At 70.2% G+C, this 21,535-nt stretch carries 20 protein-coding genes and 1 pseudogene; 12 read left to right on the plus strand and 9 right to left on the minus strand.

The features are described from left to right. Positions 1–173: 173 nt before the first annotated feature. From ABT070_RS40990 to ABT070_RS41015, 6 genes are read left to right on the plus strand one after another with little or no spacing between them, the layout of a single operon-like run. Positions 174–902: a DUF1684 domain-containing protein gene (locus ABT070_RS40990; RefSeq protein WP_351768047.1), complete on the plus strand. Its 729-nt coding sequence runs from the start codon at positions 174–176 to the stop codon at positions 900–902. A gap of 51 nt (positions 903–953) precedes the next feature. Continuing rightward, complete coding sequence (locus ABT070_RS40995; RefSeq protein ID WP_351768048.1) at positions 954–2,471, plus strand: ABC transporter substrate-binding protein; 1,518 nt, start codon at positions 954–956, stop codon at positions 2,469–2,471. Then, the gene (locus ABT070_RS41000; protein ID WP_351768049.1) at positions 2,471–3,436 is read left to right on the plus strand and encodes an ABC transporter permease; all 966 of its coding nucleotides are present in this window, start codon (positions 2,471–2,473) and stop codon (positions 3,434–3,436) included. The genes ABT070_RS40995 and ABT070_RS41000 overlap by 1 nt, the downstream gene beginning before the upstream one ends. A 2-nt stretch (positions 3,437–3,438) precedes the next feature. Then, entirely contained in the window at positions 3,439–4,293 is an 855-nt protein-coding gene (locus tag ABT070_RS41005; RefSeq protein WP_351768050.1) for an ABC transporter permease, read from the plus strand. Further along, on the plus strand, positions 4,290–5,090 hold the full coding sequence (locus tag ABT070_RS41010) for an ATP-binding cassette domain-containing protein (RefSeq protein ID WP_351768051.1): 801 nt from the start codon (positions 4,290–4,292) through the stop codon (positions 5,088–5,090). The genes ABT070_RS41005 and ABT070_RS41010 overlap by 4 nt, the downstream gene beginning before the upstream one ends. Further along, positions 5,087–5,851 (plus strand): ABC transporter ATP-binding protein, encoded by a 765-nt coding sequence (locus ABT070_RS41015; RefSeq protein WP_351768052.1) that lies wholly within the window; start codon positions 5,087–5,089, stop codon positions 5,849–5,851. The genes ABT070_RS41010 and ABT070_RS41015 overlap by 4 nt, the downstream gene beginning before the upstream one ends. A gap of 36 nt (positions 5,852–5,887) precedes the next feature. On the opposite strand, the gene ABT070_RS41020 is transcribed toward ABT070_RS41015, so the two are convergent. From ABT070_RS41020 to ABT070_RS41045, 6 genes are all read right to left on the minus strand, one after another. Continuing rightward, positions 5,888–7,498 carry a sodium/solute symporter gene (locus ABT070_RS41020; RefSeq protein ID WP_351768053.1) on the minus strand — a complete coding sequence of 537 codons (1,611 nt, stop codon included), beginning with the start codon at positions 7,496–7,498 and terminating at the stop codon, positions 5,888–5,890. 427 nt (positions 7,499–7,925) lie between these two features. Continuing rightward, positions 7,926–8,441: a GNAT family N-acetyltransferase gene (locus ABT070_RS41025; protein WP_351768054.1), complete on the minus strand. Its 516-nt coding sequence runs from the start codon at positions 8,439–8,441 to the stop codon at positions 7,926–7,928. Positions 8,442–8,542: 101 nt separating this feature from the next. Continuing rightward, positions 8,543–9,208, minus strand: coding sequence for a hypothetical protein (locus ABT070_RS41030; RefSeq protein ID WP_351768055.1), 666 nt, complete (start codon positions 9,206–9,208; stop codon positions 8,543–8,545). Positions 9,209–9,218: 10 nt separating this feature from the next. Continuing rightward, positions 9,219–10,010 (minus strand): hypothetical protein, encoded by a 792-nt coding sequence (locus tag ABT070_RS41035; protein ID WP_351768056.1) that lies wholly within the window; start codon positions 10,008–10,010, stop codon positions 9,219–9,221. Positions 10,011–10,114: 104 nt separating this feature from the next. Further along, on the minus strand, positions 10,115–11,896 hold the full coding sequence (locus ABT070_RS41040; protein WP_351768057.1) for a vWA domain-containing protein: 1,782 nt from the start codon (positions 11,894–11,896) through the stop codon (positions 10,115–10,117). Between the two features lie 325 nt (positions 11,897–12,221). Beyond that, positions 12,222–13,121 (minus strand): LysR substrate-binding domain-containing protein, encoded by a 900-nt coding sequence (locus tag ABT070_RS41045; protein WP_351768058.1) that lies wholly within the window; start codon positions 13,119–13,121, stop codon positions 12,222–12,224. A gap of 140 nt (positions 13,122–13,261) precedes the next feature. Here ABT070_RS41045 and ABT070_RS41050 point away from each other — a divergent pair, with 140 nt between their 5' ends. The 4 genes and pseudogenes from ABT070_RS41050 to ABT070_RS41065 all read left to right on the plus strand — a co-directional run bounded on the left by ABT070_RS41050 (position 13,262) and on the right by ABT070_RS41065 (position 15,238). Then, positions 13,262–14,272: an aldo/keto reductase gene (locus ABT070_RS41050; protein WP_351768059.1), complete on the plus strand. Its 1,011-nt coding sequence runs from the start codon at positions 13,262–13,264 to the stop codon at positions 14,270–14,272. 34 nt (positions 14,273–14,306) lie between these two features. Next, positions 14,307–14,738: an SRPBCC family protein gene (locus ABT070_RS41055; protein WP_351768060.1), complete on the plus strand. Its 432-nt coding sequence runs from the start codon at positions 14,307–14,309 to the stop codon at positions 14,736–14,738. A gap of 166 nt (positions 14,739–14,904) precedes the next feature. Further along, positions 14,905–14,970, plus strand: a pseudogene (locus ABT070_RS41060) (hypothetical protein); the annotation flags it as partial. A gap of 1 nt (position 14,971) precedes the next feature. Then, positions 14,972–15,238 (plus strand): hypothetical protein, encoded by a 267-nt coding sequence (locus ABT070_RS41065; protein WP_351768061.1) that lies wholly within the window; start codon positions 14,972–14,974, stop codon positions 15,236–15,238. Positions 15,239–15,329: 91 nt separating this feature from the next. On the opposite strand, the gene ABT070_RS41070 is transcribed toward ABT070_RS41065, so the two are convergent. The 3 genes from ABT070_RS41070 to ABT070_RS41080 form a co-directional block, all read right to left on the minus strand. Then, the gene (locus tag ABT070_RS41070; RefSeq protein WP_351768062.1) at positions 15,330–16,097 is read right to left on the minus strand and encodes an NPP1 family protein; all 768 of its coding nucleotides are present in this window, start codon (positions 16,095–16,097) and stop codon (positions 15,330–15,332) included. Between the two features lie 26 nt (positions 16,098–16,123). Continuing rightward, entirely contained in the window at positions 16,124–17,239 is a 1,116-nt protein-coding gene (locus ABT070_RS41075; protein ID WP_351768063.1) for a glycoside hydrolase family 19 protein, read from the minus strand. Between the two features lie 230 nt (positions 17,240–17,469). Next, positions 17,470–17,595: a hypothetical protein gene (locus ABT070_RS41080; protein ID WP_351768064.1), complete on the minus strand. Its 126-nt coding sequence runs from the start codon at positions 17,593–17,595 to the stop codon at positions 17,470–17,472. Between the two features lie 332 nt (positions 17,596–17,927). On the opposite strand from ABT070_RS41080, the gene ABT070_RS41085 reads away from it, so the two are divergent. Both ABT070_RS41085 and ABT070_RS41090 read left to right on the plus strand, forming a co-directional pair. Then, positions 17,928–19,679 (plus strand): chitinase, encoded by a 1,752-nt coding sequence (locus tag ABT070_RS41085; RefSeq protein ID WP_351768065.1) that lies wholly within the window; start codon positions 17,928–17,930, stop codon positions 19,677–19,679. A gap of 580 nt (positions 19,680–20,259) precedes the next feature. Continuing rightward, positions 20,260–21,339 (plus strand): ScyD/ScyE family protein, encoded by a 1,080-nt coding sequence (locus ABT070_RS41090; protein WP_351768066.1) that lies wholly within the window; start codon positions 20,260–20,262, stop codon positions 21,337–21,339. Positions 21,340–21,535 lie beyond the last annotated feature (196 nt).

A 21,535-nucleotide genomic window follows, 5' to 3' on the forward strand; every position in this document is an offset into this window, starting at 1 on the left:
CGGATGGGGGCAGGGCGGTCCTCATGCTTCAGGCGTGTGTCATTGAGACGGGCTGTCTCACCTGCCGAGAAGCCTGTTTGACATCAGAGGATCTTATGGTTGATAAAGAAGATGCTTTGGCCATCTATTAACGATCCGTGATGGCCGTCTCCTTCTAGCCGAATGAGTACGCCGTGCCCCAGCCCAGCGCCGCCCCGGCCTCCGTCGACCCCGGTGAGGAGTGGAACGCCTGGCGTGCCGCGCGCCGCCGCGCGCTCACCTCCCCGACCGGGAACCTGGCCCTCGTGGAGACCCGCTGGCTCCCGGCCGGCGAGCAGCCGGACGCCGAGGCGGCGCGTGCCGGCTGGCGGGACACCGTGACCGTCACCACGCTGCGACGCACCGACATCGTCACCGGCGAACCCGAGCACGGCCTGCGGTTCTGGGACGCGGACGCGCCCGCCCTCCGCGGCTTCGAGGACGTCGAGGCCTTCCCGTACGACCCCGCCTGGGTCCTGGAGGCCGCCTACACGCCGGTCCCCGGCGCCCGACGCGTTCCCTTCGAGCACATCCGGGACAACGGCGGCGCCCGCGAACTCGTCGTGCCGGGGGACATCACCCTCACCGTCGACGGCCGCGACTACACCCTCAGCGCCTTCGACGACGACGGCACCCTGCTCCTCGTCTTCGGCGACCCCACCAACGGGGACACCACCTACGGCGCCGGCCGCTTCCTGTTCGTCCGGCGCACCGACGACGCGGGCCGCGTCGTCCTCGACTTCAACCGGGCCTTCGTGCCGCCCTGCGGATTCTCCGATCAGTACAACTGTCCGATGCCGCCGCGGCAGAACCGCTTCCACCTGCCCGTCGAAGCCGGTGAGAAGCGCCCCGTCTTCCGCGACGGCTTGGCCGCACAGCACTGACCGGCCCCGCAGCCCGCCTCTCCCACCCCGCACGAAAGCGCCCTTGACACCATGAGACTCAACCAGTCGACCCGCTACGCCGCCGCGACCACGGCCACCCTCGCCCTCACCCTCACGGCCTGCGGCGGCTCCGGGGGGAGCAGCGCCTCGTCCGGTGCCTGGGACAAGAACGCCACCGTCAACATCGGCTCCCTGTACGAGCCGCAGAACCTCGACAACACGGCGGGCGGTGGCCAGGGCGTCACCGAGGCCCTCAACGGCAACGTCTACGAAGGGCTGTTCCGGCTCACCGACGACGGCAAGGTCGACAAGCTCCTCGCCAAGGACTACCAGGCCGGCGCGGACGGTCTCACCTACACCTTCACCCTGCGCGACGGCGTGAAGTTCCACAGCGGCAAGGAACTCACCAGCGCCGACGTCAAGTACAGCCTGGAGAAGGTCCTCGCGGACGACTCGCAGTCCGCCCGCAAGAGCAACCTCGAAGTCGTCAAGGACATCGCCACCCCCGACGCGCACACCGTCAAGATCACGCTGTCGAAGAAGTCGATCTCCTTCGTCTACAACCTCTCCTACGTCTGGATCATCAACTCCCAGGCGAAGGACCTGAAGACCGGCGAGGACGGCACCGGCCCCTACACGCTCGCCAAGTGGACCCGGGGCTCGGCGCTGAGCCTCGACCGCTTCGCCGGGTACTGGGGCGACGCGGCCGCCAACAAGAAGGTCGTCTTCCACTACTTCAAGGACGCGACAGCGCTCAACAACGCCCTGCTGACCAACGGCGTGGACGTGGTCACCAGCGAGCAGTCGCCCGACGCCCTGGAGCAGTTCAAGAGCAACCAGAACTACAAGGTCAACGACGGCGACTCCACCACCAAGCTCCTGCTCGCCTTCAACGACAAGGCGAAGCCGTTCACCGACGTCAAGGTCCGCCAGGCCGTTTCCGCGGCCATCGACGACCAGAAGCTCCTGGAGTCCGTCTGGGGCGGCTACGGCAAGCTCATCGGCTCGATGGTGCCGCCCACCGACCCCTGGTACGAAGACCTCACCGAGGTCAACGCCTACGACGTCACCAAGGCCAAGAAGCTGCTCGCCGAAGCCGGTTACGCCAAGGGCTTCTCCTTCACCCTCGACACCCCCAACTACGACCCGCACCCCACCGCCGCGACCTTCATCAAGTCGCAGCTGGCCAAGGTCGGCATCACCGTCAAGATCAACACGATCACGCCGGACGAGTGGTACACGAAGGTCTACAAGAACCACGACTTCACGGCCACGCTCCAGGAACACGTCAACGACCGCGACCTGGTCTGGTACGGCAACCCGGACTTCTACTGGGGCTACGACAACAAGCAGGTCACGCAGTGGGTCGAGCAGGCCGAGGAGGCCTCCACCACCGCCGCGCAGACCGAACTGCTGAAGAAGGTCAACCGCCGGACCGCCGAGGACGCGGCCAGCGACTGGCTCTACCTCTATCCGCAGATCGTCGTCGCGAGCAGCAAGCTCTCCGGCTACCCGCTCAACGGCCTCAACTCCCAGTTCTACGCCTACGACATCGAGAAGAAGGGCTGATGGGGCGCTATCTCCTGCGCCGCCTGGCCTTTCTCCTGGTGTCGCTGGCCCTGGCGAGCGTGGTGCTGTTCGTGCTGCTGCGCCTGCTGCCCGGCGACCCGGCCAACGCGCTCACCTCGGTGGGCGCGACCCCGGAACAGATCGCCGCGGCCCGCCACTCCATCGGCTCCGACCGCCCGCTGCCCGAACAGTTCACCCACTGGCTCGGGCAGCTGGCGAGCGGCGACCTCGGCACGTCCTTCGTCAGCTCACTGCCGGTGGGCCCCGAGGTCGGTGCCCGTCTGAACGTCACCGTCCCGCTGACGCTGGCCGCGTTCGTCCTGGCCGTCGTCATCGCCGTACCCGTGGGTTTCGTGGCCGCCTACAAGCGCCACACCTGGTACGGCGCCGCCCTCAGCGGGATCTCCCAACTCGGCATCGCCATACCCGTGTTCTGGCTCGGCATGATCCTCGTCGCCGTGTTCGCGCTGAACGCGGGCTGGCTGCCGTCCGGCGGCTTCCCGCAGGACGGCTGGGCCGTGCCCGCCGACGCCGTGCGCTCCCTCGTCCTGCCGGTGGTCACCATCGCCCTGGTGATGAGCGCCTCGCTGATCCGCTACGTGCGCTCCGCCGCCCTCGACGTCCTGGGCAGCGACTACCTGCGCACCGCCCGGGCGCTGGGCGCGTCCTTCCCGGCCGCGATGTGGCGGCACGGCCTGCGCAACGCCTCCGTCCCGGTGATCTCCGTCCTCGGCATCGAACTCGCCTCGACACTGCTCGGCGCGGTCGTCGTGGAGTCCGTGTACGCCCTGCCGGGCCTCGGCTCCCTGCTCGCCACCGGTATCGCCCAGCACGACTACCCGGTGGTCCAGGGCGTCCTGTTCGTCTCCACCCTCGCCGTTCTCCTGATCGGCTTCGCCGCGGACCTCGTCCAGCGGATCATCGACCCGCGGCTGCGCGGGCGGCTTTCGGGAGGTGCCCGGTGACCGTGACCGACGTCGTTGCGCGCGAGGAACCGGCCACGCGCCGCAGGCGCTCCGTCACCCTGGCGGCCGGCTGCGTACTGACCTCTGTGATCGTGCTGCTCGCCCTCGTGTCGTTCCTCTGGCTGCCCTACGACGCCGACGACACCTCCGGCGGTCGTCTCGCAGGCCCCGGCGACGGGCATCTGCTGGGCACCGACAAGCTCGGACGCGACCTGTTCACCCAGCTGATGACGGGTTCCCGTATCGCCCTGGAGGCGGGTCTCGGCTCGGTGCTGATCGCCGCGCTCCTCGGCGTCGCCCTGGGCGTGCTCGCCGCGTTCGCGCAGGGCTGGCTCGACGACACCCTGGCCGCGTTGCTCGACATCCTGATCGCCTTCCCGACCCTGCTGCTCGCGATGCTCGTCGTCGCCGCCCGCTCGGCCACCCTCGGTTCCGCGATCCTCGCCATCGGCCTCGCCCAGAGCGCGGTCGTCGCCCGCCTGGTCCGGATCCTGGTCAAGCGGGTCCTGGCCCAGGACTACGTGACCGCCGCCCGCACCTCGGGCACGTCCTGGCCGCGCACGGTCGCCGGGCACGTCCTGCCGAACATCTGGCCCACCCTCGTCGTCAACCTGGCCCTCCAGTTCGGCCTCGCCGTCCTCGCCGAGGCCGGCCTGTCCTATCTCGGGCTCGGCGCACCGCCGCCCAACGCCTCCTGGGGGCGGATGCTCCAGGAGGCCCAGGCCACCTTCACCACCGCGCCCGCGGGCGCGGTCGCCCCCGGCGTCCTGCTGGTCGTCCTCGTCGTCGGCGTCAACCTCATCGCCGACGGACTGCGCGACACCCTCGACCCCGCCTCCAGAGGGAGGCGGGCATGACACTCCTCGACGTCCGCCGTCTCACCGTGCGCACCGGCGACGGGCGCACCCTGGTCGACGACCTGTCCTTCACCGTCGAGGCAGGCGAGCGCCTGGGCCTGATCGGCGAGTCCGGCTCCGGCAAGTCACTGACCACGCTCGCCGTCCTGGGCCTGCTGCCCGAAGGCATGACCGTGACGGGCAGTGTGGAACTGGCCAGCACACAGATCGTCGGCGCCCCCGAGAAACGACTCACCGCCGTACGGGGACGCGACGCCGCGGTGGTCTTCCAGGAGCCTCTGACCGCCCTCGACCCGCTGATGCGGGTGGGCCGCCAGATCGCCGAGCCCCTGGCCCGCCGCACCGGGCTGAAGGGCGGAAACCTCCGCGCCGCCGTCACCCGAGCACTCGAACGGGTGAAGCTGCCCGAACCCGGGCGGATCGCCCGCGCCTTCCCGCACGAGATCTCCGGCGGCCAGCGCCAGCGCGTCGCCCTGGCCATGGCGCTGGCCTGCGAGCCGAGTCTGCTCATCGCGGACGAGCCCACCACCGCGCTCGACGTCTCCGTACAGGCCGAGATGCTGGAACTCCTCGACGCCCTCGTACGCGAACGGGAGATGGCCGTGCTGTTCGTCAGCCACGACCTCGCCGTGGTCGCCCAGGTGGCCGACCGGGCCCTGGTGATGAAGGACGGCCGGGCCGTGGAGGAGGGACCCGTCCTGGACGTCATCCGCGCACCCCGGGCCGAGTACACCAGGACGCTCGTCGCCGGCGCCCGCAAACTGGAGTCCGCCCTGGACCTGAGGAGCCCGCGATGACACCCCTGCTGGAACTGACGGACGTGGCGGTGCGCTACCGGGGCGCCGACGCGGACGTGGTACAGGACGTGTCCCTCGCCGTCGAACAGGGCCGGTCCCTGGCACTCGTCGGCGAGTCCGGGGCGGGCAAGACCACGCTGCTGCGCCTGCTGCTGGGATTGATCCGTCCCACGGCCGGGAGCGTCAGCTTCGACGGCGAGACACTGTCCCTCCGTGACCGGCAGCAGATGCGCCGCTTCCGGCGCAGCGTCCAATGCGTGTTCCAGGACCCGTACTCCTCCCTCGACCCACGCCGTCGAGTGGCCGCGATCGTCGCCGAGCCGCTGCGCTCGCTCGGTCTCGACACCCGTACGACCGCGGCTTTCAAGGTGGCCGCCGCGCTCGAACGGGTCGGTCTTCCGGCCGACGCCGCCACGCGCTACCCGCACGAGTTCTCCGGCGGCCAGCGTCAGCGCATCGCCATCGCCCGTGCGATCGTGTGCGACCCGCGCGTCCTGCTCGCCGACGAACCGGTCAGCGCGCTCGACGTCACGACCCGGGTGAAGGTGGTCGACCTGCTCGCCGAGCTCAAGGAGGAGCGGCAGCTGACGCTGGTGATGGTCTCCCACGACCTGTCGGTCGTGGCCTCCCTGTGCGAGCGCACAGCCGTGCTGGCGCGTGGCAGGCTGGTCGAACAGGGCGACACCGCCCAGGTGCTGGGCGCCCCGGCCCACCCGTACACCAGGCGCCTCATCGACAGCGTCCCGCGCCTGCCCGTCTGAACCGCACTCCCGGCGGCGAACGTCGGCGAACCACGCTCAGGGGCGTCCCGCGGCGTCGGGGCTGCGGGTGTCACGGTGCGCGGTTCCCGTCCTGTGGTGCCAGGGTTCTTCCGTGGCCTCGGGACGGGTGCGGCCGACGAGGCCGAGCAGGAAGCCCGCGGTGATGGTGATCAGCCCCGGGGTCTGGAGCGGGAACCAGTGGAAGTCGTGGTCGGGGAAGAGCGCGGTGGGCGTGCCCGAGACGGCGGGGGAGCCCGCCAGGAGCAGCGCGATCAGGGGCAGGGTCCCGTAGACGGTCCAGCGCGCCCCGGTGGCGTTGTGGCCGGGCAGGAAGAGCGCGTACAGCAGGACCGGAGCGAGCACCGATGCCGCGACGGTGAACGACAGCGAGATCAGCGTCAGCCGTCCGCGGTCCTGGACGATCACGGCCAGCACGACGGCGGCGGCTCCGACCAGGACGATGCCGATCCTGGCCCGGCGGATCTCGCCGCCGGGCGAGCGGCGCGCGGTTCCGTGGACGGGCCGGCCGCCGAAGTCGCGGACGAGGCTGGAGGCGGCCGCCAGGGTGATACCGGCGACGGCCGCGAGTGTGGTCACGAAGACGGCGCAGGCGACGGTGGCGAACACCATGCTGTGCCGGACGCCCCCGGCGACCGGGTCGAGCGCGCCCGTCAGCATCAGCAGCGCGGTCGCTCCGCCGGGATCGGCGGCCCGCAGCAGGTCCCGGCCGATCAGCGCGGAGGCGCCGAGTCCGGCCACCACCACCGCGGCGCACACCACCGCGACGGGGCCCACGGCCCAGCCGACGGCACGGCGAGCGGTACGGGCGTCGCGCAGCGGGTGCAGCCGCATGGTGAGGTGCGGCAGACAGGCGGCCCCCAGCAGGAGGGTGGTCTCGAAGCTGATCAGGTCGAGGCGCCCGGCGAAGGAATGGCCGAAGTGCAGCCCGGGGAAAGCGTAGTCGGCACCCGCCTCTGAGCGGTCCCGGGCGGCGTGGAAGAGGCCCGCCGGAGACCATCCGTACCGGGCCAGGACGAGCCCGGCCACGAGCAGCACCGCGGTCAGCACGACACCGACCTTGAGGACCTGCACGTAACCGATGCCGCGCATCCCGCCGAACGCGGCGTAACAGACCATCAGTGTCCCGGCGGCGACGGTGCAGCCGGTGAGCGCGCCGTCGGGGAGACCGAACATGGCCACCATGATGTGCCCCGCCGTGGAGAGCTGCACCAGGAGGAGCGGGGTGAGGACGACGAGGGTGGCGACGCCGAGAGCCCGGCGTACGGAGAGGTCGCCGAGCCGGTCGGCGAAGAAGTCCCCCAGGGTGAACACGCCCCCGCGGCGCAGGGGTTCGGCCAGGATCCGCATGACCAGGTAGAGCGAGACGACGGTGGCGCAGGCGAAGAGGATGCCGTCGGCGCCGTCGAGGGCGACCGAGCCGGTGGTGCTGAGCAGGGTGGCCGCGGAGATGTAGTCGCCGGCGATGGCGAGTCCGCTGCCGGCCGGGCCGAAGGCGGCGCTGCCACCCGCGTAGAAGTGCTCGGGGTCGTCCAGGTCGGCCGCTGCCAGCCCGCACATCAGCAGGGACACCGCGACGAAGACGAGGAAGACCACGATGGCGAGCGAATGCCCGTCGCCGGTGCTCATGCTCGGCGCCCCGGTGCCGCTTCCGGGTACGAACTCGTCGCAGCGGACGGGGCTTTCGGCGCGTGGCCCATCGGTGCGTCCGGGTCCATCGGTGCGTCCGGGCCCGGCGGTGAAGAGGATGCGGAAGACATGCCGGTCATGCCACCAGCCGACCGGGGCCGCGTACAGCGGACGGGCCACGCCGGAGGCGGTGACACAGCACGCCCGCGGCGAGGCTGTGCGGGGGCACAGGCCCGCCGCGACGGCCCTCCCCGCGTCCGCACGCGGCCGCGAAGGAGAGGCAGGGGCCTGCCCACGTTCTTCAGCTACGAGGAGTCGGGCCTGCTCGTCGAGACGTTCGAGCACTCGGCCCGGCATCTCGGGACACGGCGCCGCCATGGCACGGACCGGGAGGATTCCTCATACGCGGCTTCTCCGCAGCCGGCCCTCAGACAAGATCGCGCTGTGTCGCCGCCATCAGGTCGCGCTCGTACCAGGTCCCCGGCTTACCGCCGATGTGGGCTGGGTCGACGGGGCCGGCGGGTACGAACCCGGCTTTGGCCAGCACCCTTTGGGACGCGACATTCCGGCGGGCCGTGGCCGCGCGCAACGTGCGCAGCCCGTGCCGGGCCGCCGCCAGTCGGCACACTTCCAGGACGGTCGCGGTCGCCACGCCGCGGCCGGCGACGTGCTGTGCGACCCGGTAGCCGAGTTCCGCGGTGCCGTCCTTCAGGTCGACCAGGTTGAACCTGCCGAGTACGGAGTCGTCCTCGCCGACGAGCACGTAGAAGACACAGATGCCCGCCTTCTGCTCAGCCAGCAAGGCGTCGTACCTGTCGGTGAACCGGGCGAAGTAGTCGTCGCCACGGTCCGAGACCGAGGCGGTGAAGTAGGCGCGATTCGCCGACTCGAAGGCCAGGACCGCGGGGGCATGGCTGAGATGCAGCTGCTTCAGCTCGGGCATTGGCCAACCCTACTCAGGCGGTACGCCGAGGCAACCTGGTTTCTGCCGGCGGCAGGCAGTCCCCGTCGAACCCACGTCGGCCGTGCGGAGGGCCGCGACACTCACCACTCTTTGGGCCAGGCCGCCGCCGTGGCGGCGCAGGCAAGGACGTGGAGGGCGGCCAGGCCCGCGAAGGCGGTGATGCCTGGTTCCACATCGGTGTCGTTCAGACGCTCGGTGGCGATGGGCGGGGCCCAGTGGTCCGGGACCACGGAGACGGTGATGACCGCGCCGACGCGTGTGCGGGTTCGTGGTCCGTGCCGCATCGACCCGAGGTCATGCCCGGTCGTCGCGTCGGCGAGGCGGTAGCGGGTGAGCCAGGTGTCCTCGTCCTCCATGTCGAGGACGGGCTCGGCCTCGACGACACGGGCCGAGACAGGCCGCCCGGCCAGATCATGGAGGGCCCAAGGAGCCAGCCACGGAGCCGTGATGAGCAGAACGGCGGCGGTGAGTCCGGGCACCGCGGTGAAATGATCCGACCCGTACCAGGAACCGCCGATCGCCACGGCGAGGACGACCGAGGCAACGGCGAGGGCGAGGAAGGCCAGCACCCATCCACCCCCCTCGTTGCGCGAGGCGAAGGGGACCGCGACCGGTACGACGGCCAGGGACCACAGCATCACGGCCGCGAAGCGCCCCTTGCCTTCCCTGTCCGACCACCAGTTCGCGACCGGTTCGACGACCAGGTTCAGCAGCATCACCGCCGCGCGGCTGCCTCTTCCGAGCATGGGCCGCCCCCTACTCCCGCTGTTCTTCGGCCGTGCCGTGCAGCGAGCGGGTGATCTCGTCGAGTGTGTCGAGTCCGGCCTGCACCGCCTCCAGTTCGTGGTCGAGAGCGGTGAGGTCCGTCGGGACGGCGGAGACGTCCGTCGCGGCCTGGAGGGACAGCAGCATGGCACCACGCTCGGCTGCGGCCTCCAGGCGCAGGGCGGTGGCCTCCATGGTGGTGATCAGGAGCCGGCGCAGTTCGGCCAGGCGCTCCAGGGTCGCGACGCGTTCGCCCGTCGCGCGGGCAGCGTCCTGCTTGGCCCGCCGCAGCGGGCCGTCCTGAAGGGCTCGGGCCTCACCCTCCAGGCGCTTCTGTTCGTGGTGCAGAACGCGGTGGTCGGCGGACGCGCCGCTGGTGTCGATGACGCGGACCGCCTCGGCTGCCGCGGTCAGCCGGTCGGCCGCGACCCGTACGGATGTCGCGGCGGTCGCCAGCGCGGGCCAGAGCGAGGCGCTGGGGCTCTGCCGGCACTGCTGCTCCAGCCGGTCGGCGGCCGCCGCCGCCCGGGTCAGCCATCCGTGGGCGTCGGCGGGCGGCTCGGGCGGTGCGTCCGTCGGTCGGTCCGCGTCCCGAGTGCCGGGCCGGCCGGTTGCGGGGCGGGTGAGACGACCGGTGATCGAGTACGCCGCCCATACGAGGCCGCCGATGCCCGCGCCGGCGGGCAGCGCGGTGACCGCCGGGGCGCCGGCGAGGAAGGCCGTGACGCTGCCCGCCACTGCGAACAACGCGACCGTGACGGCGGTGAGAAGAGGACTGCCCATCGCGTCCTCACTGTCTGCCCTGTCTGGCCTGTCTGCGCTGCCCATGGTGTCCGATCTGGAGGTGCTGGCCATAGGATCCGGATCCGTCCTCTGACGACGGCAGGTCAGAAGTTGCTGATGACGGAGACCATCACCTTGTCGATGACCGCCGGGTCGCGGGCGTCGTAGGAAGTGGCCTTGGTGGCCGTGGCGATCTTCGTGAGCGTGCCGAAGTCGGCCTGGTCGCTGAACGCGACGGTGAAGACGCGTACGGAGCGCTCCAGTTGGGCGGCGTCGAGATCGCGCAGAAGTGCGTCGAGGTCGTTGTCCGGCGGGTACTCGTTCCGGCCGTCGGTCAGTACGACGACGGCGTTGATGCGGTCGGTGTCGAGATCGGCCAGCATCTTCTGGTGGGCGGCGCGCACGGCGGAGTAGAGGGCCGTGCCGCCTTCGGCGTTGAGCCCGTTGATGGCGTCGGTGAGTCGCTGTCTGTTGTCGCGGACGCGGCCGGGTGGCACGATCTGCCGGTACGGCTCGGGGTGGTCGCCGGTCTCGGTGGAGAACGCCCACAGACCGACCTCGTCGTCGGGGTGGTAGAGGCCGAGGGTGTCGACGGCGGCCTTCTTGGCCGCCTCCAGTCGGCTCTGTCCACCGCCCGCGGCCTGGTTCATCGACCCGGAGACGTCCATCACGAGCAGCACCCGGGCCTTCTTGCGCAGTTCGTCCCAGCTGTCCAGGATCGCCGCGAGCACCTCGGGCGCGGGCGGGTCGATCAGCGACAGGTTCCGCTCGCTCTGCTCGGACAGGCTGACCGAACGGGCCAGTTCACTGCCGGCGTTGCCCTCGTGGTCGCGGAATCCGGTCTGCTGGAAGCGCTTCTGCCGGGCGTCCTCCAGCAGGAAGGCGCGGAAGTCGGCGGCAGCGGCCCGCTGTTGCGCGGAGGCCGAGGCCAGCACCACGAAGGGGTGGTCGAACATCAGGGTGCCGTCGGCGGGGTGCACGGCCACCAGAGGCACCTGCGGCTTCTTCCCCTTGCCGATCCGCTCGGTCTCACCGGTGGGACTGCCCTGGTTGTACAGGTGGATCAACTGCTCCTGAACGGCGATGGCACTGGCGTACGACAGGGCCTGCCCGTCGGCGTCCGCCTCGGCGAGGTTGGCCATGTACGCGGTCGCGTCGGAGGCGTAGTGCAGGACGCCCGCCTCGACCCCGGCCACGAACCGCCGGGTCTCCGGGTCCGCGACCTCCTTCACGGTGAGGTCGCTGGAGCGGCCGGTGGCAGCGTAGAAGGAGGCGACGGTCGCGCCCAGGCCCGAGGTGGAGGTGTGCGGGTTGTCCTTGCCCAGGCTGAAGCGGCCCCACTCGGGCCGGCCGACCGAGGCCCAGCCCTTCTGCGTCAGCGTCAGCACGTCCCGCCAGCCGATCCGCTTCTTCGGCCAGCCGAGCGCCTCCGCCATGGGCCGGGGCATGGCGATGGCCAGCGGGCTGGTGGCGAGCGACCGCGGTTGTTCGCCGGTGAGCAGCGTGCGGTCGGCGGCGGTCGCGTCGCGCTGGAGCAGTGTCAGCCACAGCGAGGAGGAGGGCGTCCACACCTGCGGTTCGGGCGCGCCGTCGCGCCGCTCGTCCCACCCCTGGGCCAGGGCGTCCTTGGCGACGCCGGAACTCGTCTCCGACACGGCCACTCGGGCGCACTTCCCGCCCGCGAGCTCCCGCCCGGAGTCGTTGTAGTCCTCGGCCAGTTCGGCGAGGAGGTTGCCCTTCTCCGTCGAGGAGTTGACCTCCAGCCGTACCTCGCAGTCGCTGCCCGAACCGCCGAGGGACGCGCTCACCACCACGCCCAGGCCGGCGAGCAGCGCCAGCCCCACCACGACCGCCACCAGCAGCGGCAGCCTGCGAACGTTCCTCATGACACCCCCGTGTCCATGCCTCACCCGAGACGGGCTCTTCCTGCGTCACCGGATCGAGGCCGTCCGGCCGGTGGCCCTGGAGCCGTCGACGGCGTCGTCACGTTGATGGAGGAAGGAGGATCCCGCCGTCCGGGGTCGTCGTCTCCGCTTCGAGGTTCCTCGCACCGCCTCCACGGTCTTCAGAACCCGCGCACGACTAGATGTGTGTCGTCACACGGTCTCCACGGCGAGTTGCGATGTCAATGGCCTTTTCGGCAGCGGGCGTTGTTCGCTTCGAACCGGTCCCGTGCCGGAGAAGCGGGCGGTCCCTCGTGCGCGCCCTCGCTCAGGCGGGACCCCGGCCCGCGAGGACCGTTTCGCGGAATGCGGACACCACGGGCCGGAGATCGACCCGGTGCCAGGCCGCCCACAGCTGAACAGACCTTCCGTACCAGGGAAGTTCGCGTACCACGACGCCGTCGGTCGTGCCGCGCACCATGCTCTTCTGGATGAGCGCGAGGCCGAGACCGGAGGCGACCAGGCCCAGCGCGGTGAGTGGATCGGCCGCATCGAGACGGATGTCCGGTGTGAAGCCGGAGGCGACGCAGGACGCGACGAACGTGTCACGCCGGGCCGGGTCCTGGGGGTCGCCGACGGCGATCCACGGTTGCCCGTCGAGGGCGTCGGCGGGCACCTCCTCCTGCCCCGCGAGGGAATGCTCCGCGGGCAGTGCGAGCAGCAAGGGATCCTTCAGCAAAGGGGTCGCGTCGAGGTCCGGGTCGTCCTCGGGCGGCGGCGTGCGCACCAGCGCGATGTCAAGGCTGCGCTGGCGCAGCCCTTCGAACTGCTCGGCCGACTCCTGGTCGTACAGCGCGACGTGAATGCCCGGGTGCCGGTCGCGCAGTGTGCGCAGGGCAGTGGGCAGGACGCCCGTGTGCATGGCGTCGGTCACGTAGCCGATGCAGAGGCCGCCCTCCTCGCCGCGGCCGAGCCGCCGGCCGAGGTTCTCCAGCCGGTCCGCGTGGCGCAGCAGAGCCTGCGCCTCGGTCAGGAAGACCCGGCCGTCGGCGGTCAGCCGGATGCGCTGCTGGCTGCGTTCGAAAAGGGTCAGGCCCAGGTTCTTCTCGAGCTGGGCCATCTGCCGGCTGAGCGGCGACTGGGAGATGTGCAGGCGCTCGGCGGCACGACCGACGTGTTCGGTCTCGGCGACGGCGACGAAATAGCGGAGTTGGCGCAGGTCAAGCATGTCGGACCTCTGAGGACTCAAGTATGTCCAAGCAAGTCTTGGACAGTCTCACCTAGGGATCCTAACCTCGAACACGCAAGGCCGACGGATCGCACATTCACTGACCAATCGGCCTGAACCACTATCGCAAGGATCCCTCCATGAGCATCAAGCCCCTCCTGCCCGGCGCCCTCGGCTTCGGCACCGCACCGCTCGGCAACATGTTCCGCGCGATCCCCGACGAGGAGGCGGCAGCCACCGTGGAAGCGGCCTGGGACCAGGGCATCCGCTACTTCGACACCGCGCCCTTCTACGGCGCCGGCCTCTCCGAGATCCGGCTCGGCGACGTACTGGCCCAGCACCCCCGGGACGAGTTCGTCCTCAGCACGAAGGTCGGCCGCGTCATCTTCGACGAGGCCGAGGACCCGGCCGTACGCGACCTCGGCGAGAAGGGCGGCCTCTTCGCACACGGCCGCCCGAACAAGATGGTCAACGACTACACCACCGACGCCACCCTCCGCTCCATCGAGGACAGCCTCGAGCGCCTCCGGACGGACCGCCTCGACATCGTGTGGGTGCATGACGTCGCGCAGGACTTCTACGGAGACGAGTGGCTGGCCGCCTACGAGACCGCCCGCACCGGTGCGTTCCGCGTCCTGCAGAAGCTGCGCGAGGAGGGCGTCATCAAGGCCTGGGGCCTGGGCGTCAACCGGGTGGAACCCCTGGAGCTCACCCTCGACCTGGACGAGCCGAAGCCCGACGCCTTCCTGCTCGCGGGCCGCTACACCCTCCTCGACCACGACCGGGCCCTGCAGCGCCTGCTGCCGGCCGCTGCCGCCCAGGACGTCGACGTCGTGGTCGGCGGCCCCTACAGCTCGGGCATCCTCGCCGGAGGAACGCACTTCGAGTACCAGAAGGCGCCCGCGCACATCATCGACAGGGTGGGGCAGATCAAGGCGCTCGCCGAGCGGCACGGGGTCGGTATCAAGTCCGCCGCGCTGCAGTTCTCCCTCGCCCACCCGGCGACGGCAGCCGTGATCCCCGGCGCCACCAAGCCCGGCCGCATCGCCGAGGACGTCGCCGCCCTCGGCGAGAGGATCCCGGCCGCGTTCTGGACGGAGCTGCGCGAGGAGCGGCTGATAGCGCAGGACGCTCCCGTACCCGCCGCCTGACCCCTGTCACCCCACACGCTTCCAGGAGAATCCCTTGGCCACGACCACCGCATCCCTCGACATCCCCGTCCCGCCCGAACGCGTCTGGCAGCTCATCGGCGGCTTCGACTCACTGCCGGACTGGCTCCCCTACATCCCCACCAGCGAACTCAGTGACGGCGGACGCGTCCGCAGTCTCAGGAACGAGGACGGCGGCATGATCGTCGAGCGCCTCGAAGCCTTCGACAACACGGCCCGCACCTACAGCTACTCCATCCTCCAGGCTCCCTTCCCCGTCACGGGCTACCTCTCCACCCTCGCGGTGCACGGGACGGCCGGGCAGGACACGGCCCGAGTGGAGTGGTCCGGCACCTTCACGCCGGACGGCATCAGCGACGACGAAGCCGTCGCCCTGTTCCACAGCATCTACGCGGACGGCCTCGCCGCCCTGCACCACACGCTCACCGTTCCTGACCGGCGTGGATAAGACCGCTTCCTGGATGGTCGGTTGGCGGTAGTGCCTGGACGGCGGAGACGGACCGTGCCGGACGGCCCGGTGCAGCCGTGGCCGCACATCCCCTGGGGGACGGCGGGGATGTCAGGAACCGGAGCGGCGGAAACCCGCGCGCGTCGCGGCGAAGGCGAGGGCGAACGTGCGACACGCGATCCTGGAGCACAACATCTCCGTCGAGGTCGCGACCAGGTACAAGAGGTCTTCGCGTGACGCCATCCGCTGGCTCGCCGCGCGGCTCCGCGACCTGCTCCCCGAGCTCGACGACGAACGAGCGGGCGCTCCGCGCCGCGCACCTGGTCATCATCCTGGTCGGCGCCCTGTGGACCCGCAGCCGTCCCGCCCCCTCGCTGCTCGCCGCCTTCCAGGCGGACTCGAGCCTGGCGTTCATGCACCCAGCCTTCGCCGAGGCTTTCGAGGCCGCGATCGCCACCTTCCTCCGGGGGCTCATCGTGGGGTCCGCCGACGCGACCTGACGGCATTCCGCCGCGGAGATCAAGGGCCCCCGCGGGCAAGAGCCCGCGGGGGCCTTTTCGGCGTACCGTCGCCGGCCCGGAGGGCCGGGTGTCAGGCGTACGGGTCGAAGGGGATTCCGGCCGGGCTCGTGTAGTCGAGAGCCCACTGGAAGTCGCCGTCGTCGATCTTGAAGGTGGCCGAGCCGAAGTCGGCGCCGCTGAGCTTGTCGCGGTAGCCGGCCGGGTAGCCCTCCCAGCCGACGAGCCTCGGGTAGAACCAGTTGCCCGTGGCGTTCTCCGCCGGGTCGTCGTTGCTGTTGGCGAAGCGGAAGCAGTGACTCGAGATTCCGTCCTTGTGGTACACGATCTTCGGGTGGGTGCCGTCGAAGCGGATGTCCGACCGCGCGAGCGTCTGGTAGCTGTTGTGCTGGGACACCGACACGTACCGGACCTCGTCGTTGTTGATCCACACGATGACGTGTTCCCAGTCATGGGTGTGCCCGAGAGCCGCCGGGCCCAGCGTGACCTGGTCCTTCTCGAAGTAGCTGGCGTACATGACGGCGCACCAGCCGTTGTTGCACTTCTCGCGCGAGTAGGTGTTGGCGTTGTTCAGCTGGGCGGGGTCGTGGCACTTGCCGTTGACGTCGCCGCCGAGCTTCAAGCCGGGGTTGATGGTGCCGTCGGCTCCGATGGCGGCGGTGGCGTAGCAGCCGTCCCCGTCGTAGTCGTAGGCGGGGGAGAAGGTCTGTTCCAGGCCGTTCGCGTTCTGCGGCAGCAGGGTCAGGACGTTCGCGTGGGCGGTGGCCGGGATCGCGACGACGAGCGTCATCGCGCCGATCGCGCCGAGAAGGACGTGGGCGAGGGATCTCGCTTTGCGCATGGGGGCTCCCTGGTGAGCGGCCGGCGTCAGCAGTACAGGTTGTTGCCCGGCGAGACGCCGAGGATCGAGGTGAAGCGGTTGTAGGCGTCCACCCGGCTCTGCACCTGCGCCGGGTTCCTGCCGTCGCACTCCAGGGAGCCGTTGATGGAGCGGATGGTCTGGCCGAAGCCGGCCTGATTGACCATGGCGTTGTGCGGCGTCATGGTGCCGGGGCCGGTCTGGGTGTTCCAGTACCAAAGGCCCGTCTTCCAGGCCACGGAGGCGTCGTTCTGCACCAGCCAGGGGTTGTTGAGCAGGTCCAGGCCGAGCGCGTCACCCGCGGCCTTGTAGTTGAAGTTCCACGACAGCTGGATGGGGCCACGCCCGTAGTAGGCGGCCTGGCCGGCCGGGCAGCCGTACCACTGGCTCCAGTCGCAGTAGGTCGGGTAGTTGGCGGTGTTCTGCTCGACGATGTGGACGAGACCGCCGGTCTCGTGATTGACGTTGGCGAGGAAGGCGGCGGCCTCCTGCTTCTTCACCGTGTCGCTGCCGGTGGTGGCGAAGCCGGGGTAGGCGCTCAGCGCGGCGGTCAGGCCGCTGTACGTGTAGAACGCATTCCGGCTCGGGAACATCTGGTTGAACTGCGCCTCGGTGACGGCGAATCCGGACGGGGTGCCGCTCCCGCCGCCCGCGGGCGCGCTCCACTTCTGGTTCGCGCCGCCGGAGCAGGTCCAGATCTGCAGCCGGGTGCCGTTGGCGCTGTTGTTGCCGGTGACGTCCAGGCACTTGTTCGCGGCCGGGTTGACGATGTCGTTCGCGCCGCTGACGACCCACCGCTGGTTGGTTCCGCCGGAGCAGTCCCACAGCTGGACCGCCGCGCCGTCCGCGGTGCTGCGGTCGACGACGTCCAGACACTTGCCGAGCGCACGCAGGGTGCCGTCACCCGGGTTGGACCAGATCTGGGCGCCTGTCCCGTTGCAGTCGTAGAGCTGTACGGCGGTGCCGTTGGCGCCGGCGGCACCCGCGACGTCGACGCATTTGCCGGCGAGCCCGGTGATCGAGCCGTCCGCGGCCTGGGCGGGCGTCACGGTGAACAGGGCGGTGAGGACCGCGGAGAGCGCGGTGAAGACCGCGAACCGGCCGAGGAATCGGGGTCCGTGCATGGTGGAGGACGCTCCTTGGGTGTAGGGGGAGGAACGGCCGTCCCTCGAGTGCGGGGACGGCCGTCCGTGGAGCCGGTGTGTGCTCAGGGGTGGCCGGCCGGATCGGCCACGCTGGCCGTGGAGCGGGAGGAGCCGCCCGTACCGGCGACGGCATGCCGCGAAGTAGCAGCAACTGCCGAGTCCGTAGGCCGGCTGGTTCTTCAGACCGCCCTCGGTGCGCTGCTGCACGGCTACAGACGCTCGCCGGCGAGGCCGGAGATGTCGCCGGCGGCCGTCTGCGTGGGGGACGCGGTGAGCAGACCGGTGGCGGGGGAGAGGGCGGCGAGTGGGGCAACTGCGGGGAGGGGGCTGGGCATGCGGGCAGGGGGCCCTTCGTGGGGGGTGAAGAACCGGAGCGACGTCCATCTGATGAGCGGTGGATGTGTCACGCGGTGCGATGCTGAGCCGTGAACCTAAAGGTCTGGACCGCTTTCGTCAAGTAGTGAAGTAAGAGGTGAGGAAAGCGAGTTGCGGCCTCCGAGGGTGTGTCGGCCGTGAGCGGCAGGCACGGCCCGATTGTCCGTGGGGGGTCTTGACAAACGAATTGGTCTGGACCAAATTGGGCGCGCTCCGCAGTCCAAACCCCCACTGTCCGGAGGCACTTGTGGATCGCCCCAGACCAGTCCTCGCCCTGCTCACGGCTGTGGCAATGGCCGTACCCGGCATCACCGCGCTCTCGTCGGCCGCCGAGGCCGCCGACGCCGAACTCGCTCGAAACGGCGGCTTCGAAGCGGGCCTCGACGGCTGGACCTGCACCGCGGGCAAGTCGGTCACCAGCCCGGTGCGCACCGGAGGTTCGGCGCTCCAGGCGACCCCGGCAGGCAGTGACCACGCACAGTGCTCCCAGACGGTGAGTGTGCAGCCGAACTCCGACTACACGCTGTCCGGATACGTCCGCGGCTCGTACGTCTACCTCGGCGCGAGCGGCACAGGCACCACCGACGTCTCCACGTGGACCCAATCCGCCTCCGACTGGCAGCAGCTCAAGACGACGTTCCGCACCGGCGCGTCCACCACCCAGGTGACGATCTACACGCACGGCTGGTACGGCACCGGCGCCTACTACGCCGACGATGTCTCCGTGCTCGGCCCGGGCGGCACGGCAGGCCGGCCGCCCGTCGCGCCGACCGGCCTGAAGGCCGGAGCCACCACGTCCTCCAGCGTCGCGCTCTCCTGGTCGGCGGCGAGCGGCGCGACGAGTTACGCGGTCTACCGCGACGGCGCCAAGGTCCAGACGGTGAACGGTACTTCGGCCACCGTGACCGGCCTGTCCGCCTCGACGGCGTACACCTTCCAGGTCACCGGAGCGAACGACGCCGGAGAGTCCGCGAAGTCGGCCGCGGTGACGGCGACGACCGCGGGGTCCGGCGGCGGAGGGCCGGCCGATCTGCCCACCCACGCCCTGGTCGGCTACCTCCACGCGAGCTTCGCGAACGGCGCGGGCTACACGCGCCTGGCCGACGTCCCCGACAGCTGGGACGTCATCGACCTGGCCTTCGGTGAACCCACCGCCACCACCTCCGGCGACATCCGCTTCACCCGATGCCCCGTCACCGCATGCCCGAACGTGGAGAGCGACGCCGACTTCAAGGCGGCCGTCAAGGCCAAGCAAGCTGCCGGCAAGAAGGTGTTGATCTCGATCGGCGGTCAGAACGGACAGGTCCAGCTCACCACGACGACGGCACGCGACACCTTCGTCTCGTCCGTCTCGAAGATCATCGATGAGTACGGTCTCGACGGACTGGACATCGACTTCGAGGGCCACTCACTGTCGCTGAACGCCGACGACACGGACTTCAAGAACCCGAAGACACCGGTGATCGTGAACCTCATCTCGGCGCTGAAGACCCTGAAGGCGAAATACGGTTCCACGTTCGTGCTGACCATGGCGCCCGAGACCTTCTTCGTGCAGATGGGCTACCAGTTCTACGGCACGGGCAAGTGGGGCGGCCAGGACCCGCGGTGCGGGGCGTATCTGCCGGTGATCTACGCCCTCCGTGACGATCTGACTCTCCTGCACGTCCAGGACTACAACTCGGGACCGATCATGGGCCTCGACAACCAGTACCACTCCATGGGCGGCGCCGACTTCCACATCTCCATGACCGACATGCTGCTCACGGGCTTCCCGGTGGCCGGGAACGCGAACAACGTCTTCCCGCCGCTGCGCCCGGACCAGATCGCGATCGGCATGCCGGCCTCCGTCAACGCCGGCAACGGCTACGTCGCCCCGGCCGAGGTCACCAAGACCCTGGAGTGCCTGACGAAGAAGGCCGGCTGCGGGTCGTACACCCCGCACGGCTCCTGGCCCGCCCTGCGCGGCCTGATGACCTGGTCGATCAACTGGGACCGCTTCGCGGGCGGGGAGTTCCAGCGGACGTTCGACAGCTACTTCGGGTGACGCGGTTGCCTGTCTGTGATCGGCACGGGGGAGGGCCGGCAACAGACAGGCACACCACCGCCGGTGGGTGCGGGAGCCCGCCTGACGCGGCGCCGATCGGTGGGTTCCGGGTCTGCGCTTTTCGTGTGGGCGGGTCGAGGCATTGTCCACGGTCGCTGGACAGCTACTGGTGTGCGGCCGGAATTCGGTGAGTCCAGGAATTCTCCGCTCCGCGCCGGGGAAGGCGGTTCGGAGGATTACCGGAGAGTCGCTTACGGGTGTTTTTGTGGAGTGATTTCGTCCGTATCGTGTTGTCACCTGCTGGTTTTTTCGGGCGGGTCGTGGAGTGTGTACCGCAAGGCCGGTGGCCGGTGGTGGTATTCGCGGTCGTGGCGTCTTGTGTCGGGGTTGGTTCCGGTTAATGGGGGATGTTTTCGGGGTGGGGTGGTTGTGGGTCGGTGTGTCTAAGGTGTCGCCGGTTGGATTCGCCTCCGGATTACGGGGGCGCGGCGAGTGGAGGAGAGATATGTCGAGAGCGAGCAAGTCGTGGGCGGGAGCGTTTGTAGCGGCGGCGGTCGTAGGCAGTCTCACGGCGACCGCGATGCCGAGTCAGGCGGCTCCGCGGGCCGCGTCCGGCTCGGGCGCCTCCGCGGTCGCTTCGGTGCCGGTGGTGGTGGCGAGTGGTCTGCACAATCCGCGGGCGGTGCGTGTACAGCCCGACGGGGCGCTGCTGGTGACGGAGGCGGGCAGTGATCCGGCGGTGCCGTGCACGGTGCCGGGTTCGCAGTGCCTGAGCTTCAGCGGCTCGATCTACCGGATCAAGGGCTCCGTTCGGGGCCGCGTGGTGACGGGCCTGCCGTCGATGCAGATCGTGCGTGCCGACGGTTCCAGTGTGATCAGCGGAGCGATCGAGGCGGAGGCCGCCCCGGGCGGCACCTACCGGGTGGTCAGCGGTGTGACCGGAACTCCCGCGACGCGTACGGCGCTGGGCGCGGGCAGCGGGCCGCTGGGAACGCTGAGCATCGCGCACGGGCGCGTGCTGGGCGATCTGGCGGTGCACGAGGTCGAGCACGACCCGGATTCCGCCGTGGGCAACAACGAGGTGTTCTCCAACCCGTGGAACTTCGCCCGGGACGGCCGTGACTTCCTGGTGACCGACGCGGGCGCCAACGACCTGGTCCGCATCCACCCCGACGGGACGACCTCGACGGAGCTGGCCTTCCCCAACAACGTGGTGCCGGCCGCCGCGTCGAGCGGCGCTGCGGTGGCTCCGGCGGGTCAGGCGGAGGCGGTGCCGACGGGTATCGTGCGCGGCTGGGACGGTGCGTTCTACATCGCCGACATGTCCGGGATCCGTACGGGGCTGAGCCGTATCTGGCGCTATGTGCCCGGCGGTCAGCCGACCGTCTTCGCGTCCGGCCTGACGGGCCTCATCGACCTCGCCGTGGCCCCGGGCGGTGACCTGATCGCCCTGTCCTACACCGGTGGTGCGACGTCGAGCGGGCTGCTGCCGGGTTCGCTGATCCGGATCGGCAAGAAGACGGGCGCGGCGACCGTGATCGACACCGGGGGCAGTCTGAACACGCCCACGGGCCTGGCGGTCAACTCGAAGGGCGACATCTACGTCACCAGCAACACCCAGGGCTCCAGCGGTGAGTTGCTGAAGTTCTCGGCCTCGTAAACCCGCCTCGTAAACCCGCCTCGTAAACCCGCCTCGTAGACCCGCTCCGTGCCGCCGTGACGGCGGCCCGGCGAGCCCGGCGGCCGGAGCGGTGAGGGCGTGCCGCGGCGGCCTTGCCGGCCGGCAGCACGTCCTCTTCGAGCCGGACCTGTGTCTGCTTCTTCGTGGAAGTCACACTCCGCACGATAGCAGGGTG

It is taken from the genome of Streptomyces sp. NPDC002884, from assembly GCF_040295245.1.
GTDB lineage: Bacteria > Actinomycetota > Actinomycetes > Streptomycetales > Streptomycetaceae > Streptomyces.